At 66.9% G+C, this 16,076-nt stretch carries 16 protein-coding genes; 14 read left to right on the top strand and 2 right to left on the bottom strand.

What is annotated here, in order from left to right; translation table 11 throughout:
• Positions 1-448: 448 nt before the first annotated feature.
• Positions 449-1,540, bottom strand: coding sequence for a redox-regulated ATPase YchF (gene ychF / locus ASC81_RS25405; RefSeq protein ID WP_056273936.1), 1,092 nt, complete (start codon positions 1,538-1,540; stop codon positions 449-451).
• Positions 1,541-1,663: 123 nt separating this feature from the next.
• On the opposite strand from ychF, the gene ASC81_RS25400 reads away from it, so the two are divergent.
• From ASC81_RS25400 to ASC81_RS26775, 11 genes are all read left to right on the top strand, one after another.
• Positions 1,664-2,785 (top strand): FAD-dependent monooxygenase, encoded by a 1,122-nt coding sequence (locus tag ASC81_RS25400; protein WP_056273934.1) that lies wholly within the window; start codon positions 1,664-1,666, stop codon positions 2,783-2,785.
• A gap of 17 nt (positions 2,786-2,802) precedes the next feature.
• The gene (locus ASC81_RS25395) at positions 2,803-3,534 is read left to right on the top strand and encodes a DsbC family protein (protein WP_056273931.1); all 732 of its coding nucleotides are present in this window, start codon (positions 2,803-2,805) and stop codon (positions 3,532-3,534) included.
• Between the two features lie 4 nt (positions 3,535-3,538).
• Positions 3,539-3,976 carry a DUF3429 domain-containing protein gene (locus tag ASC81_RS25390; protein WP_056273927.1) on the top strand — a complete coding sequence of 146 codons (438 nt, stop codon included), beginning with the start codon at positions 3,539-3,541 and terminating at the stop codon, positions 3,974-3,976.
• The gene (locus tag ASC81_RS25385) at positions 3,976-5,694 is read left to right on the top strand and encodes a M61 family metallopeptidase (RefSeq protein WP_056273923.1); all 1,719 of its coding nucleotides are present in this window, start codon (positions 3,976-3,978) and stop codon (positions 5,692-5,694) included. The genes ASC81_RS25390 and ASC81_RS25385 overlap by 1 nt, the downstream gene beginning before the upstream one ends.
• Positions 5,695-5,701: 7 nt before the next feature.
• Positions 5,702-6,769 (top strand): DUF3108 domain-containing protein, encoded by a 1,068-nt coding sequence (locus tag ASC81_RS25380; protein ID WP_056273920.1) that lies wholly within the window; start codon positions 5,702-5,704, stop codon positions 6,767-6,769.
• Complete coding sequence (locus ASC81_RS25375) at positions 6,766-7,554, top strand: enoyl-CoA hydratase (protein ID WP_056273919.1); 789 nt, start codon at positions 6,766-6,768, stop codon at positions 7,552-7,554. The genes ASC81_RS25380 and ASC81_RS25375 overlap by 4 nt, the downstream gene beginning before the upstream one ends.
• Before the next feature lie 187 nt (positions 7,555-7,741).
• Positions 7,742-8,113 (top strand): DUF4148 domain-containing protein, encoded by a 372-nt coding sequence (locus ASC81_RS25370; protein WP_056273916.1) that lies wholly within the window; start codon positions 7,742-7,744, stop codon positions 8,111-8,113.
• A gap of 105 nt (positions 8,114-8,218) precedes the next feature.
• A complete protein-coding gene (locus ASC81_RS25365; RefSeq protein WP_056273913.1) occupies positions 8,219-9,244 on the top strand; it encodes a substrate-binding domain-containing protein in 1,026 nt (341 codons plus the stop codon).
• An 8-nt stretch (positions 9,245-9,252) separates the two neighbouring features.
• The gene (locus ASC81_RS25360; RefSeq protein WP_056273911.1) at positions 9,253-10,395 is read left to right on the top strand and encodes a sugar ABC transporter permease; all 1,143 of its coding nucleotides are present in this window, start codon (positions 9,253-9,255) and stop codon (positions 10,393-10,395) included.
• The gene (locus ASC81_RS25355) at positions 10,392-11,135 is read left to right on the top strand and encodes an ATP-binding cassette domain-containing protein (RefSeq protein ID WP_056273906.1); all 744 of its coding nucleotides are present in this window, start codon (positions 10,392-10,394) and stop codon (positions 11,133-11,135) included. The genes ASC81_RS25360 and ASC81_RS25355 overlap by 4 nt, the downstream gene beginning before the upstream one ends.
• A gap of 94 nt (positions 11,136-11,229) precedes the next feature.
• Positions 11,230-11,625: a DUF2845 domain-containing protein gene (locus ASC81_RS26775; protein ID WP_082536824.1), complete on the top strand. Its 396-nt coding sequence runs from the start codon at positions 11,230-11,232 to the stop codon at positions 11,623-11,625.
• Positions 11,626-11,680: 55 nt separating this feature from the next.
• On the opposite strand, the gene lysS is transcribed toward ASC81_RS26775, so the two are convergent.
• Positions 11,681-13,186: a lysine--tRNA ligase gene (lysS, locus tag ASC81_RS25350; protein ID WP_056273904.1), complete on the bottom strand. Its 1,506-nt coding sequence runs from the start codon at positions 13,184-13,186 to the stop codon at positions 11,681-11,683.
• 115 nt (positions 13,187-13,301) lie between these two features.
• Between lysS and ASC81_RS25345 the strand changes: the two genes are divergently transcribed.
• From ASC81_RS25345 to ASC81_RS25335, 3 genes are read left to right on the top strand one after another with little or no spacing between them, the layout of a single operon-like run.
• Positions 13,302-14,360 carry a Gfo/Idh/MocA family protein gene (locus ASC81_RS25345; RefSeq protein ID WP_056273901.1) on the top strand — a complete coding sequence of 353 codons (1,059 nt, stop codon included), beginning with the start codon at positions 13,302-13,304 and terminating at the stop codon, positions 14,358-14,360.
• 1 nt (position 14,361) lies between these two features.
• A complete protein-coding gene (locus ASC81_RS25340) occupies positions 14,362-14,949 on the top strand; it encodes an acyltransferase (protein ID WP_056273898.1) in 588 nt (195 codons plus the stop codon).
• Positions 14,950-14,969: 20 nt separating this feature from the next.
• Entirely contained in the window at positions 14,970-16,076 is a 1,107-nt protein-coding gene (locus ASC81_RS25335; RefSeq protein ID WP_056273982.1) for a DegT/DnrJ/EryC1/StrS aminotransferase family protein, read from the top strand.

Here is a 16,076-nt window from a genome sequence, read left to right as displayed (position 1 = left end):
TGATAGTGCGGATTCCCGTGTGAAAGTAGGTCATCGTCAGGCTATTTACCCAAGCCAACGCCCAGTCTCGATAAGAGATTGGGCGTTTTGCTTTGCGCGGCGGATTTGATATTTGTGCCGCAATTCGAGAATGTGCGGAGTATCCGAGACGGGTGAATGCGGCGGAAAGTAACCAGGGGCGCGAGCGCCGGAGCGGCGGCTGCGACACAAGCCCACTTGCACCTCACCGCCGGGATGAATCAGTGCCACTCCGTTGGCATGGATGCCGAACTCGGGCGGCAGAAGCGCCCCAGACCTTGGCTGGTTCCATGTGCTGGCTCCTTAGCGCTTTCAGCCATTAGGCGGCGCAGTGAATAGCGCGCGTGCTCGTGGGGGGGCGTGGCCATCGATGCCCTTTGATCGCGGGCGCAATCACAAGCCCGCCGAAGGCCCTGGCGCCCTGCCGAGCTCAGACGTTGAACAAAAAGTGCAGGACGTCTCCGTCCTTGACGACGTACTCCTTGCCTTCCGCGCGCATCTTGCCCGCGTCCTTGGCACCTTGCTCGCCGCGGAACTGGATGAAGTCGTCGTATGCGATGGTTTGAGCGCGGATGTAGCCGCGCTCGAAGTCCGTGTGAATAACGGCCGCAGCTTGAGGCCCGGTGTCACCGATGTGGATGGTCCACGCGCGGACTTCCTTAACGCCGGCTGTGAAGTAGGTCTGCAGGCCAAGCAATTTGAAGGCGGCGCGGATCAAGCGGTTGAGGCCCGGCTCGTCCTGACCCATCTCGGCCAAGAACATCGCGCGATCCTCGTCCTCCATCTCGGACAACTCCGACTCGGTCTTGGCGCAGATCGCCACAACCGGACCGTTCTGTGCCGCCGCGTACTCCTTCAAGCGATCCAGGAACGGGTTGTTCTCGAAGCCGTCCTCAGCGACGTTGCCGACGAACATGGCCGGCTTGGCCGTGATCAGGCAGAGGGGTTTGAGGATGCCCAGCTCTTCTTTGCTGAAGTCGATGGTGCGCACGGGCTGCGCCTGGTCCAGCGCCGCTTGACACTTTTCCAGTACCTTGACCAACGCGATGGCTTCCTTGTCGCCGGCACGGGCAACCTTGCTGTAACGGTGCAGGCTCTTCTCGACAGTGCTCAGGTCGGCCAGACAGAGTTCCGTCTGAATCACTTCGATGTCGGAAATCGGATCGACCTTGCCATTCACGTGAATGACGTTCGGATCCTCGAAGCAGCGCACGACGTTGACGATGGCGTCCGTCTCGCGGATGTGCGACAGGAACTGGTTGCCCAGGCCCTCACCCTTGCTCGCCCCGGCGACCAGACCGGCGATGTCGACAAACTCCACCACGGCCGGTACGACGCGCTCGGGCTTGACGATCTCGGCCAAGGCCGCAAGGCGGGGGTCAGGCAGCTCGACGATGCCGACGTTGGGCTCGATGGTGCAAAACGGATAGTTCTCGGCGGCGATGCCGGCTTTGGTCAAGGCATTGAAAAGCGTGGACTTGCCGACGTTGGGCAGGCCCACGATGCCGCATTTGAGGCTCATGGCAGGGCTTTCTGTGGGGAGGCATCCGGCGGCGGGCCGGTGCCGAAGTGCGTGATTTTAGTCGGCCGGGCTCACGCTCTCCCGCCGCTCTAGGCGTTCGCACCCGCTGCCTACAATCGCCGCATGCAAAGCGTGGATGTATTGGTCAAAGGGCGGGGGGCAGTCGGTAGCTGCCTCGCGCTCAGCCTCGCCGCCCAAGGCTTGACGGTCGGCTTGACTGGTACGGTTGAGGCACCGCGTACTGATGACGTGCGTACTTATGCCCTGAACGCCGCGTCCGTGCAGTTGCTGAGGGACCTGAAGGTTTGGGACGGCTTGCCGGCTGATGCCGTCAGCCCGGTCTACGACATGGTCATCTGCGGCGACGCGGCTGCCGACCTGCCTGCCGGTCGATTGAGCTTTTCGGCTTGGCAGCAAGGACTCCGTGAGCTGGCCGTCATCGTTGACGCCGCCGCGCTCGATGCCCAGTTGGCAACGGCATTGCGGTTCTCGCCCCATGTTCACAACGTCAACACCAGCACGCCTGCCGCGCTGACCGCCTTGTGCGAAGGCCGCGAATCCGCAGCGCGTGAGGCGTTGGGCGTCGAGTTCAAGCCCAAGGCCTATGGCCATCGAGCCCTCGCGACACGACTCGTGGCGGACCGCCCGCATCTAGGCGTCGCCCGCCAGTGGTTCGGCGCTGGCGGCGAAGTGCTGGCCTTGTTGCCATTCGAAAGGCCCAGCTCGTCGCAGTCCTATGGTCTGGTCTGGTCCTGCGCCGAGGAGCGTGCTCAGGCGCTGCTGGCTCTACCGCAGGCGGACTTCGAGCGCGAGCTCAATGCAGCGACGGCGGGGGCGGCGGGCATGCTGTCCTTGGCCGGCGCCCGAGCAACCTGGCCACTCGCGCTGGCGCGTGCCGAAGCGGTCAGCGGACCAGGCTGGGCGCTGCTGGGGGACGCAGCACACCTCGTTCATCCGTTGGCCGGCCAAGGGCTGAACCTGGGCCTTGGCGACGTCGCGGCGCTGTCGCAAGTGCTTGCGGCGCGCGAGCCCTGGCGCCCTCTTGGCGACGAGCGTCTGCTGCGTCGCTATGCCCGCGAGCGCCTCGCCCCGACCTTGGCAATGGGTGAGATGACCGACGCGCTGCAGCGTCTCTTTGCCCATCCTTCGCCTGCCGTCCGTGGTCTGCGCAATCGCGGACTGGATGCGCTCAACCAACTTACCCCCGTCAAGCGCTGGTTGACCCAGCGGGCCCTCGGGCTCTGACTTCTTTCCTGGACGTCATCGTGCTGCACCGTTTCCTTCTGCCCGCCGCCCTGCTCCTGTCTAGCCTCACTGCCGCCGCCAACGAGGCCGCCATCCGCAAGGCCGTTGCCGAGCGCATGCCCAATGCGCCGAAGATCGACGAAGTCAGGCCGGCCCCGATGCCTGGCCTGTGGGAGATCCGCATTGGCAACGAAATCCGCTACACCGACCCGACGGGCACCTACCTCATCGAGGGCGAGCTCATCGACCTCAAGGCCAGGAAGAATCTGACCGACGAGCGCGTCGCCCAGCTCAACCGGGTCGATTTCGCTGCGCTGCCCTTCAAGGATGCCGTGGTCTGGAAGAGTGGCAACGGCAAGCGCCGCCTCGCCGTCTTTGCGGATCCGAACTGCGGCTACTGCAAGCGCTTCGAAAAGTCCCTGCAAGACCTCAAGGACGTGACGGTCTACACCTTCCTCATTCCCATCCTGGGCGGCGATTCAGCGGACAAGACGCGCGCCATCTGGTGCGCCAAGGACAGCACGAGCGCCTGGCTCGGCTGGATGCTGCGAAACGAACAGCCGCCCAAGGCGCCCGCCGCCTGTGATGACGGCGCCATTGAGCGCAATCTCGCGTTGTCGCGCCGCATCCACGTGAACGGCACGCCCGCCATCCTGCTCGAAGATGGCAACCGCATCCCCGGCGCGGTCGGCGCGGTCGAGCTCGAGAAGCGCCTGCAGGCCCTCGCGGCGCCGACCGGCAAATCCTGAGCCGATGAGCGCCGACCATCGCCAACTCGCGCATCGGCTGGCCTACGCCGGACTCATTCCGTTTGTCGTCGGCTGCGCGCTGATCTGGCTGATCGGCGACCGCGACCTCGACCAACACGCCTTTGTCAGCCTCGCCATGTCGGCCTACGCCGGCCTGGTAATTTCATTTCTGGGCGGCATTCACTGGGGCCTGTCGTTCGCGCGCGGCCTGCCTGGCCGGCAGCCGCTGGTCTGGGGCGTTTTTGCGTCGTTGCTCGGCTGGCTGGGTGTGTTGATGGCGCCCTATGCGGGGCTGGCCCTGCATGGCGGTGTGCTCATCGTCTGCTATGCGATCGACCGACGCGTCTATCCGCAACTGGGTGCGGGAGACTGGCTGACGCTGCGCTTTCGGCTCACCGCCGTCGCCGCGCTGAGCTGCTTCCTCGCCGCTGCGGGCAGCTGATGACCGGACCGAGCTACAAGGTCGAGCTGGCCGACATCGCGGCGCATCGTTTTCGCGTCACGCTGACGCTGGCGTCGCCGGCAGCCGAGCAGGACTTCAGCCTGCCGGTGTGGATCCCTGGCAGCTACCTCGTCCGCGAGTTCGCCAAGCACCTGAGCGGGATGACCGCCCGCCAGGGCGACCGCGACTTGGCCATCGAGCAGATCGACAAGGCCAGTTGGCGCGTGCGCTGCATTGGCGGGGCGCGAGCCAAGGCACTGGTGCTCAGCTACGACGTCTATGCCTTCGACGCGTCGGTGCGCACCGCCTGGCTGGACAGCCAGCGCGCCTTCTTCAATGCCAGCAGCGTCTGCCTGCGCGCGCATGGCCGCGAGGCCGAGCCGCATCGCGTGGAACTGGCGGGCGTACCCAGCGGCTGGCAGATCGCGACGGAGATGCGCGAGCAACAGGGCGCTTACGAGGCCGCCGACTACGACGAGCTGCTGGACCATCCCTTCGAGATCGGCCCGCATTGGCAGGGCGAGTTCAAGGCTGCCGGCGTGCCGCACCGCATCGTCGTCGCTGGTGCCTGGCCCAGCTTCGACGGTGAGCGCCTGCTGGCCGATGTGCAGCGCATCTGCGAGGCGCAGATCGCCTTCTGGGGCAGCGCGCCTTTCGAGCGCTACAGCTTCCTGCTGTGGGCCCTGGACGATGGCCATGGCGGCTTGGAGCACCGCGCCAGCACGGCGCTGATCTGCGCGCGGCGCGAGTTGCCGACGGCCGCCGAACCCGCAGCGCCGAGCGACAACTATGTGCGCCTGCTCGGCCTGTTCAGCCACGAGTACTTCCACGCCTGGAACGTCAAGCGCCTGCGTCCAGCGGAGTTCGCCCGCTTCGACTACCAGCGCGAGAACTACACCGAGCTGCTGTGGTTCTTCGAGGGCTTCACCAGCTACTACGACGAGCTGATGCTGTGTCGCGCCGGCCTGGTCGACGCGCCGCGCTATCTGAAGCTGATGCAGGCGTCCGTCAACGGCGTGCTCGCCGCGCCGGGCCGACGTGTGCAGCCGCTCGCGTCCGCCAGCTTCGAGGCCTGGACCAAGTACTACCGGCCCGATGAGAACAGCATCAACTCGACGAGCAACTACTACGCGCAAGGTGCGTTGGTGGCGCTGTGCCTGGACCTCGTCTTGCGCGCGCGCGAGTCCAGTCTGGACGCGCTGATGCAGCGGCTGTGGCTGGACAGCGCGGGCGGCCCCGTCAGTGAGGCCACGATCCTAGGTGCCGTGCGCGCGCTGGGCGGAGAAGAGGCCGCCGACAGCCTGCATGCCTGGGTGCATGGCACCGATGAACTGCCGCTGCGCGAGCTGCTGGAGAGCCACGGCATCGCCTGGCGCGACGAGGGCCGCCAGACGGTCGCTCAGCGCCTGGGCCTGCGGGTGCGCGAGGCGGCGTTGACGGGCATCCATGTCACGCACGTGCTGACCGGTGGAGCGGCCGCAGCGGCCGGGGTCAATGCGCGTGACGAGATCATCGGCTGCAACGGTTGGCGCCTGCGCCGGCTGGACGACGCGCCGGCGCTGCTGGCTGCGGGCGATGCGCGGCTGCGCCTGCTGGTCAGCCGCGACCAGCGCCTGGTCGACCTCGCCGTGGTGTTGCCACCGGCGCAGCCGGCGGCTGTGGCGCTGACGCTGGCCGACGGCGCGCAGGTCATGCGGCGTCGCTGGCTCGGCGCCTGAGCCTGGCATGAAGACGCCGCGGCCACCGTGGCTGATCGTGGCGGCCGTGCTGGCCGTGCACCTGCTGCTCGGCCGCGAGGTGCAGCGCATCCACGATGGCTGGGTCAGCGAAAGCCCGCCGACCACGCCCGCCCGCATGCAAGTGGAATTCGTGCAGGAGATGGCGCTGCAGACGCCGCCCGCTGCGCGGCCGGTCCCGCCGCCACCGCCCGCACCCCGACCCGTGGCCAGTCCGGCAACGACTGCGGCCTCGGCCCCGCAAGAGCCGGCATCCGCACCAGAGCCAGCGCCCGAGCCAGCCCCTGCGCCCGAAAGGGTCGTCGAGGCGGCGCCTGCTGAACTCGCTGCGCCAGCCGCTTCTGCCGCACCGAGTGACGAGCCCGGCCCCGAATGGCCGCTGTCCACCCGGCTGAGCTACGAGCTGACCGGCAATTACCGCGGGCCAGTCACTGGCCAGGCGCAAGTCGAATGGCTGCGCAAAGGCCGCGACTACCAGATACATCTCGACGTCGGTGTCGGCCCCAGCTTCGCGCCGCTGATCACCCGGCGCATCAGCAGCCACGGCCGCCTGACACCAGGCGGCATTTCGCCGCAGCGCTATGACGAGGAGACCAAGCTGATCTTCGGCGAGCCCCGGCGCCTCAACCTCACCTTCCTGGGTGGGGAGCAATGGGCACCTGGCGGACGCGGCGCGCCGCAGGACGCGGTCAGCCAGTTCGTGCAACTGACCTGGCTCGCGCTGACCGGCCGCGAAACCCTGGAAGCAGGGCGCGTCATCCAGTTGCCGCTGCAATTGCCCAGCGGCCCTTACGACTGGCAGTACGAGGTGGTGGGCGAGGAGGTGCTCAACACGCCCATGGGCCCGCTTGCGGCCTGGCACCTGCGGCCCCGCCAGCCGGCTCGTGGCAACGACCTCGCTGCCGAGGTCTGGCTCGCGCCCTCGCTGCAATACCTGCCGGTGCGCCTCGTCATCCGCCAGGATGCCGGCACCTACATCGACCTCATGCTCAAGAGTGCGCCGCTGCAGGCCGCGCCAGAATCAACCGACGGCATCCCAAGGAGACTCTCGCAATGACCTACGAATGCATCATCACCGCCGTCCATGGCGACGGCCCGCGCAAGACCGGACTCATCACGCTGAACCGCCCCAAGGCGCTGAATGCGCTCAATGACCAGTTGATGGACGAGATGGGGGCGGCGCTGCTGGCCTTCGACGCGGACGACGGCATCGGCTGCATCGTGCTGACCGGCTCCGAGCGCGCGTTCGCGGCCGGCGCCGACATCCCCACCATGCTGCCGCACACCTTCGCCAGCGCCTTCAAGAGCGGCCTGATCTCCAAGAACTGGGAGACCATCCTGCAGGTGCGCAAGCCCGTGATCGCCGCGGTAGGCGGATTTGCCTTGGGTGGCGGCTGCGAGCTGGCCATGATGTGCGACTTCATCATCGCGGCCGATACCGCCAAGTTCGGCCAGCCGGAGATCAAGCTCGGCATCGTGCCGGGCGCCGGCGGCACCCAGCGCCTGCCGCGCGCCGTCGGCAAGAGCAAGGCCATGGACATGCTGTTGACGGCGCGCATGATGGGCGCCGCCGAGGCCGAAAGTGCTGGCCTGGTGTCGCGCGTCGTGCCGGCGGACAAGCTGATGGAAGAGGCGCTGGCCGCGGCAGAGACCATCAACGGCTTCAGCGGCCCCTCGGTGATGCTCATCAAGGAGCTGGTCAACCTGGCCTATCAGGCGCCGCTCAGCGACGGCGTGGCGGTGGAGCGGCGCTACTTTCATGCGCTGTTCGGCAGCCATGACCAGCGCGAAGGCATGGAAGCTTTCCTGGCCAAGCGCGCGCCGGACTTCGCGCATCGCTGAACGCATTTCTGTCGCGAATCGATGACGAACTAGGGGTGAATGTTTGCGAAAGTTGAATAGTCAGTTCGTGCGAGCCTAGTGTTTCTACTTAGGATGCCTGCTTACAGTTCAGCCCATGGACACCGCGGTCGCGATGTCCAAGTGAACCGAAAGCAGGACGTTCCTGCAAGAACTGAAGGAGCCCGTCATGAGCAAGCTGTCCACCATCGTCGCCGCCACCCTGTTGATCGCCGCCGGTGCCGCATCCGCCCAAACCGCCCCGCTGACCCGCGAAGCCGTCATTGCCGAGCTGATTGCTGCCCGCAACAGCGGCGAACTGGCCGCCTTCCAAGCTGAAAAAGGCATCGACGCGCCGACACCCGCCGCTGCCAAGGCCGCCGCGATTGCCACCGTCCAGCTGCCCCGCCAGGCCGTTCTGACAATCAAGCCGACCGAAGTCCGTGCTGACCAGAAGCTCGCCGCTGCGCTGGCCGCTGATCACGGCGAGAACGCCGCCCGCGAACTGGGGGATTTCCCTGCACCGGTCGCTCGCCGCGCCTCTGCGCTGGCCAGCCGTTGAAACAAAGCGGTTTCAAGCTGATGAAAGGCGACCCGAGAGGGTCGCTTTTTTGTTGTCTGCGTTCCTAGAATCCGCGGCCCGGACAGAACGGGCGTTGGAGACAAGATGCGAATGCAGCAAATGTGGGCAGCGACGACGCTGCTGATGGCCTCGATGACAGCGTTGGCTGCCGGTCCGGTGGTGGGCGTGAGCTGGTCCAACTTCCAGGAAGAACGCTGGAAGACCGACGAGGCGGCGATCAAGGCCGAACTGGCACGCCTTGGCGGCAGCTACCTGAGCGCCGACGCGGGCGGGTCGCCCGAGAAGCAGATCGGCGATGTGGAGTCCTTGCTCGCCAAGGGCGCCAAGGTGCTGATCATCCTGGCGATGGACAAGGACGCTATTCAGCCGGCGTTGAACAAGGCCAAGGCACGCAAGGTGCCGGTCCTGGCCTATGACCGCCTCATCGAGGCGCCGGAGGTTTTCTACCTGACCTTCGACAATCGCGAGGTCGGCCGCCTGCAGGCCAAGGCCGTGCTGGCAGTCAAGCCGCAGGGCCGCTACGTAATGATCAAGGGCTCGCCCAGCGACCCCAATGCCGACTTCCTGCGTGCCGGCCAGCAGGATGCGCTGGCCGACGCCGTGAAGAGCGGCGCCGTGAAGATCGTCGCGGAGGAATACACCGACGGCTGGAAGCCGGAAGTGGCGCAGAAGAACATGGAACAGATCCTGACGCGCCTCAAGGGCGGCGTCGACGCCGTCGTGGCCAGCAACGACGGCACGGCGGGCGGTGCGATCGCCGCTCTTGCTGGGCGTGGCCTCAGGGGCGTGCCCGTCAGCGGCCAGGATGCCGACCACGCGGCGCTGAACCGTATTGCGCTGGGCACGCAGACCGTCTCGGTCTGGAAGGACTCGCGTGCGCTGGGCAGGGAGGCCGCGGCGGCCGCCGTCCAACTGGCTGCCGGCAAGAAAGTCGATGGTGCGACAGCCTGGGCGGGTGGTGAACGCAAGGTTTCGCTGCAAGCCAAGTTCCTGGCGCCTGTGGCCATCACGCAGGCCAACCTCGACCAGGTCATCAGCGCCGGCTGGGTGCCCAAGGCGGTGGTTTGCAAGGGTGTCGACGCGGCCAAGGCGCCCGCGGCCTGCAAATAGGAGACGGCATGAGCGCCCAGACCCAGCGGCTTGCCGTCATGGCGGCCGTGCTGGTGGCGATTGCCATCGGTTTTCACGTGCTCACCGGCAGCTTCCTGACGGCGGAGAACCTCTACAACATCGCGCAGCAGACGGCGGTGGTCGGCATCGTCGCCAGCGGCATGGCGCTGATCATCGTCGCGCGGCAGATCGACCTCGCGGTGGGCTCGCTGCTTGGCGCGGTCGGCGTGCTGATGGCATGGCTGCAGTACACGCAAGGCTGGTCCGTCGGTGCGTCGCTGCTGGCCGGCCTGGGCCTGGCGCTTCTCGTCGGGCTCTTCCAGGGCTGGCTGTCGTCGGTCATCGGCATCCCATCCTTCGTCGTGACCCTCGGCGGCCTGGTATCGCTTCGCGGCGTGGCCTTCCTGATCGCGGATGGCAAGACCCAGCCCGTCAGCGAACCATGGCTGCTGGCGCTGGGGGGCGGCATCGACGGCTCGCTGGGTGAGCGTGGCAGCTGGCTGCTGGGCATCGGCCTCATCGCCGTGCTGTGGGGCTGGCAGGCCGTGCAGCGGCAGGCGCAGCAGCGCGCTGGCGGCGTGCCGAGCGACATCAGACATGAGCTGCTCAAAGGCGCCATCGCGGCGGTGGCGGTGTTCGGTTGCGTGGCCGTCTTCAACGCCTACCGCCTGGAAGGCCAGGAGCACGGGCAAGGCCTGCCGTTGCCGCTGGTGATCTGGGTGGTGGTCGTGCTGGTGCTGGGCTTCATTGCCAAGCACACGCGCTTCGGCCGCTACGTCTATGCGATTGGCGGCAATCCGGATGCGGCGCGCTTGGCCGGCATCCCGGTCAAGCGCGTAATGATCCAGCTGAACCTGCTGCTGGCGGCCCTTGTGGCACTGGCGGCCGTGGTTGCCATGGCGCGGCTGAACGCGGGCACCAACTCGATGGGCACAGGCATGGAGCTGACCGTCATCGCGGCGGCCGTCATCGGCGGCGTGAGTCTGGCCGGTGGCAGCGGCAGCGTCGGCGGCACAGTGCTGGGCGCCCTCATCATCCAAAGCATCGACAGTGGCCTGCTGCTGACCGATGTCGGCATCGGCTGGCGCATGGTGGTGCTGGGTCAAGTGCTGGTTGCCGCCGTCGTCTTTGATCGCGTGGTGCAGAAATGACGGCTCTGCTCGAAGTGCGCGATGCGCGCAAATCCTTTGGCGGCGTGCACGCGGTCGACGGCATCAGTCTGAGCCTCGCGCCCGGCGAGGTGCTGGCCGTGCTGGGCCACAACGGCGCCGGCAAGTCCACGCTGATGCAGATGATCGCGGGCGCCCTGCCTTTCGATGGCGGTGAATTGCTGCTGAGTGGCGAGCGGGCGAAGTTCGCCAGCCCGGCCGACTCACGCGCGGCCGGCATCGAGACCATTCACCAGAAGCTGGCCCTGGCCGACAACCTCGACTCGGTCGCCAACCTCTTCCTCGGCCGAGAACTGCGCACCCGCTTCGGGCTTCTAGACGACGCCGCCATGCGAGCAGCGGCCGTGCCGCTGTTCGCGCGACTGAACCCCAACTTCAAGAACATCGCCGATCCGGTGATGTCCTTGTCCGGCGGTCAGCGTCAAGTCGTCGCCATCGCCCGGGCGCTGCAGTTCAAAGCCCGCGTGCTGATCATGGACGAACCCTGCGCGGCGCTCGGCCCGGCCGAGACGGCGATGGTCCACGACTTGATTCGCCGCCTGAGCGCCGAGGGGGTGGGCATCCTGCTCGTCACGCACGACATGCCCGATGTGTTCGCGCTGTCGAACCGCCTGGCCGTGATGAAGAACGGCCGCCTGGTGGGCGTCTGCCGCACCTCTGACGTGACGGAGGACGAGGTGCTGGCGATGATCATTGCGGGCAAGGCGCCGTCGGCGCATTGACTGGGTAGGGCCATCGCGCCTGCGCAGGATTGCGTCAACGCCGGAAGACCGAAGGACGTTTCTCGACCTTCGCTCAGGCTTCCGGGAATGCCGTATGAATCGATTGGCTCGCGGGCTTTTCAGCCCTGGTGCTTTGGCCCTGGCAGCATTGCTGACGGCTGGCGGAGCCCATGCTGACTCTCTTCGCTGCGCTGATACCAGCGTCAGCGAAGGTGACGCCAAGGTGTGGCTGCTCCGAGCTTGCGGGCAACCCTCGATCTCCGACGCCTACTGCGTGCGCGTTCTGCAACCCGCTCACCCCGCTCCCTATGGTTCACCGCATGTTTCTCAGGTGACGTGTGTCGTGACTGAAGAGTGGCTATACGACCGAGGACCCGGCAATCTGGTGGCCGTGGTCCGGATCCGCGAAGGAAAGATCGTTTCCATCCGATATGGGAACAAGGGCGATCCGAGCCACGATGAAGGCAAGACGCTGAGCGTCATCAGCTAGCCCGCTGAACTTATCGGCTAACGGCGCCAGCCCGTGGCTCGATCCGACCGTCGTTTCAAGCCTCTCGACGCAGCGCCGGGAACAGGATCACATCCCGGATCGACGGCGAGTCCGTGATCAGCATCATCAGCCGGTCGATGCCGATACCGCAGCCGCCCGTCGGGGGCATGCCGTACTCCAGCGCGCGGATGAAATCGGCGTCGAAGAACATCGCTTCCTCGTCGCCGGCATCCTTGTTAGCCACCTGGGCGTGGAAGCGCGCGGCCTGGTCCTCGGCGTCGTTCAGCTCCGAGAAGCCGTTGGCGTACTCGCGGCCGGTGATGAACAGCTCGAAGCGCTCGGTGATCTGCGGGTTCGCGTCCGACGCGCGGGCCAGCGGCGATACCTCGACGGGGTAGTCGATGATGAAGGTCGGCTCCCAGAGCTTCTCCTCCACGACGGCCTCGAACAGGCCGAACTGCAGCTCGGCGAGGCTCCAGCGGGCGGGGGCTTCCTCGCCGGCGGCGAGGATCCTGGCGCGCAGCACGTCAGCATCGCCGGCCTCGGCCTCGGTCAGGCCGGCGAACTGGATCAGCGAGTCCCGCACCGACACGCGCGCGAAAGGCTTGTCCAGCGCCACCGGCTTGCCGGCATAGGTGAGTGCGGCGCTGCCGGTCGCGGCGATGGCTGCGTGGCGCAACACCGCCTCGGTGAAGTCCATCTGGTCGTGATGCGTCCAGTAGGCCGCATAGAACTCCATCATCGTGAACTCTGGGTTGTGCCGGACCGAGATGCCTTCGTTGCGGAAGTTGCGGTTGATCTCGAACACGCGCTCGAAGCCGCCCACCACCAGGCGCTTCAGGTACAGCTCCGGCGCGATGCGCAGGAACATTTCCTGATCCAGCGCGTTGTGGTGGGTCTTGAAGGGCTTGGCGTTCGCGCCACCCGGGATGGGGTGGAGCATGGGCGTCTCGACCTCCAGGAAGCCGTGGTCCACCATGAAGCTGCGGATGGCCGACACGGCCTTGGAGCGCGCCGTGAAGCGCTTGCGGGCGTCCTCGTCGGTGATCAGGTCGACATAGCGCTGGCGGTACTTCTGCTCCTGGTCGCTCATGCCGTGGAACTTGTCCGGCAGCGGGCGCAGGCTCTTGGTCAGCAGACGCAGCGTGGTGACCGTGATGGTCAGCTCGCCGGTCTTGGTCTTCATCAGCGTGCCTTCGCCGCCGATGATGTCGCCCAGGTCCCAGTGCTTGAACTGGTCGTACAGCTCGGGCCCAAGGTTGTCGACGGTCACGCGCAGCTGGATGCGGCCGGTGGCGTCCTGCAGCGTGCAGAAGCTCGCCTTGCCCATCACGCGCTTGAGCATCATGCGGCCGGCCACCGTCACCTTGACGGCTTGCGGCTCCAGCGCCTCGTTCTCCAGTTCGCCGTACAGCTCATGCAGCGGCTGGGCGCGGTGCTGAGGCTTGAAGTCGTTGGGGAAGGGCACCGCCGTCGTGGCGCGGATGGCGGCCAGTTTTTCGCGGCGCTCGGCGATCAGTTGGTTTTCGTCGAGGGGGCTGGGCGCTTGTGCTTGAGTCATTGTGTCGGTCGGTGTCCAGCGGCGATTTTATGCGGCGCGGCCGGGCCGCCCGACACGCTCCTAGAATGCCGGGCTCCACTACAAAAGGCTGCTGCAAGCGGCCCGGCTCGCCGCAATGACGATCCAGCTCCCGATCTTGGGTCGACCGATTCGCGTGGCTCTCGTGGGCTGCGGGCGCATCTCAAGCAACCATTTCGAGGCGCTGGCCCGCCACAAGGACCAGGCCGAACTGGTGGCTGTCTGCGACACCAACCCGCAGACGCTCATGGCGGCGGCACAGCGTACGGGCGTGGAAGGCTTCAGCAGCCTGACCCAATTGCTGGCCCACAGCGACGCCGACATCGTCGTGCTCGCCACACCCTCTGGGCTGCACTCCCAGCAGGCCATCGAGGTCGCGCGCGCCGGGCGCCATGTGCTCAGCGAAAAGCCGATGGCGACCAAGTTCGAGGACGGCGTGGCCATGGTGCAGGCCTGCCGGGATGCGGGCACCAAGCTGTTCGTCGTCAAGCAGAACCGCCTCAACGCCACCGTCCAGGCGGTCAAGCAGGCGCTGACTGCCGGGCGTTTCGGCCGCGTCTACATGAGCACGGTCAACGTGTTCTGGACCCGCCCGCAAAGCTACTACGACGCGGCGAGCTGGCGCGGCCGCTGGGACATGGACGGCGGCGCCTTCATGAACCAGGCCAGCCACTACGTAGACCTGCTGGACTGGCTGGTTGGCCCGGTGGACAACGTTCATGCCTACACCGCCACGCTGGCGCGCGACATCGAGGCCGAGGACACCGGCGTCATGAGCCTGCGCCTGCGCCACGGCGGCCTGGCGTCGATCAGCGTCACCATGCTGACCTACCCGCAGAACCTCGAGGGCTCGATCACCATCCTGGGCGAGAAGGGCACCGTCAAGATCGGCGGCACGGCCGTCAACAAGATCGAGCACTGGTGCTTCGACAGCGTGCATCCCGACGACGAGGCGATCAAGTCGGCCAGCTACGAGACGCCCAGCGTCTACGGCTTCGGCCACACGGCCTATTACGACAACGTGTTCAAGACGCTGCGCGGCGAGGCCGAGGCGCAGGTGGACGGCTATGAAGGCCTGCGGTCGCTGGAACTGCTGGTGGCCTGCTACCGCAGCGCGCGTGACGCCCGCCGCGTCGGCCTGCCGCTGGTGTTCTGACATGAGCTTCTGGAAGCATGAATCGGCCGTCGTTGACGACGGCGCCCGCATCGGCGACGGCACCCGCGTCTGGCACTTCTCGCACGTCTGCGCCGGTGCGTTGATCGGCGACGGGTGCTCACTGGGGCAGGGCGTGTTCGTCGGCAACGATGTCGTCATCGGCAACAACGTGCGCATCCAGAACAACGTGTCGGTGTACGACGCGGTCGCGCTCGAAGATGACGTCTTCTGCGGGCCGTCCATGGTCTTCACCAACGTCTACAACCCGCGCGCGGCCGTCGCCCGCAAGGACAAGTACCGCCGCACGCTGGTCCGCCGCGGCGCGACGCTGGGCGCCAACTGCACCATCGTCTGCGGTGTGACCGTGGGCCTGCACGCGTTCATTGGCGCCGGCGCGGTCGTGCAGAAGGATGTGCCTGCGTTCGCGCTGATGGTCGGTGTGCCGGCCCGGCAGATCGGCTGGATGAGCCGCTTCGGCGAACGGCTCAATTTCGACTCCGACGGGACAGCCAGCTGCCCGCACACCGGTGACCGTTACCGGCTCGTCGGCGAGCAATGCGAACTGATTTCGGAAGGCCCCGCCCAGTGAACGCCGCCATCAAACCGGCTCTGCCTTTCATCGACCTGCAGGCCCAGTACCAGGCCCTCAAGGTCAGCATCGACGCGCGCATCCAGCGTGTCCTCGACCACGGCCAGTACATCATGGGCCCCGAGGTGCAGGAGCTTGAATCCGCACTGGCCGCCCGCGTCGGCGTGGCGCATTGCGTGACCGTATGCAGCGGCACGGAAGCGCTGCTGATCGCGCTGATGTCCCTGGACATCAAGCCCGGCGACGAGGTCATCACGACGCCGTTCACCTTTGCCGCCACGGCCGAGGTCATCGTGCTGCTGGGCGCCGTCCCGGTGTTCGTCGACATCCAGCCCGACAGCTGCAACATCGACCCGGCCCTGATCGAGGCGGCCATCACGCCGCGCACGCGGGCCATCATGCCGGTCAGCCTGTACGGGCAGGTCGCGGACATGGACGAGATCAATGCGATCGCCGCTCGCCACGGCCTGGCGGTGATCGAGGACGCGGCGCAGAGCTTTGGCGCCACCTACGGCGGCCGCCAGAGCTGTGGCCTGTCGACCTGGGGCGCCACGAGCTTCTTCCCGAGCAAGCCGCTGGGCTGCTACGGCGACGGCGGCGCCATGTTCACCGACGACGCCGGTCTGGCGCAGGCCGCGCGCGAGATCCGCGTGCATGGCCAGAGCCAGCGCTACACCCACACCCGCGTGGGCCTGGGCGGCCGCATGGACACGCTGCAATGCGCCGTGGTGCTGGCCAAGCTGGAGCGCTTTGACTGGGAGCTTGAACAGCGCAGGCTGATCGGCCAGCGTTACCAGCAGGCGCTCGCCAACCTGCCCGTGCAGCGGCTCGCCGTTCGCGAGGACCGCGACTGCGTGTGGGCGCAGTTCACGCTGCTGCTGACCGACGCCGAACAGCGCCAGCGGGTGCAGGTGTCGCTGACCGCCCAAGGCGTGCCCACCGCCATCCACTATCCGCGGCCGCTGCACCAGCAGCCGGCCTACCAGTCCTTCCCGCCCGCCTGGCCGCTGCCGCATGCCGAGGTCGCCGCGCAGCGCGTGTTGAGCCTGCCCATGAGTGCCGATCTGAGCCAGGCGCAGCAAGACGTCGTCGTCGACGCGCTGCGGCACGCGTTGGCCGCCGGCTGA

This window comes from Pelomonas sp. Root405 (assembly GCF_001425165.1).
GTDB lineage: Bacteria > Pseudomonadota > Gammaproteobacteria > Burkholderiales > Burkholderiaceae_C > Pelomonas.
The sequence above is the reverse complement of the archived record's forward strand: the minus strand, read 5'-3'. Positions and strand labels throughout refer to the sequence as shown.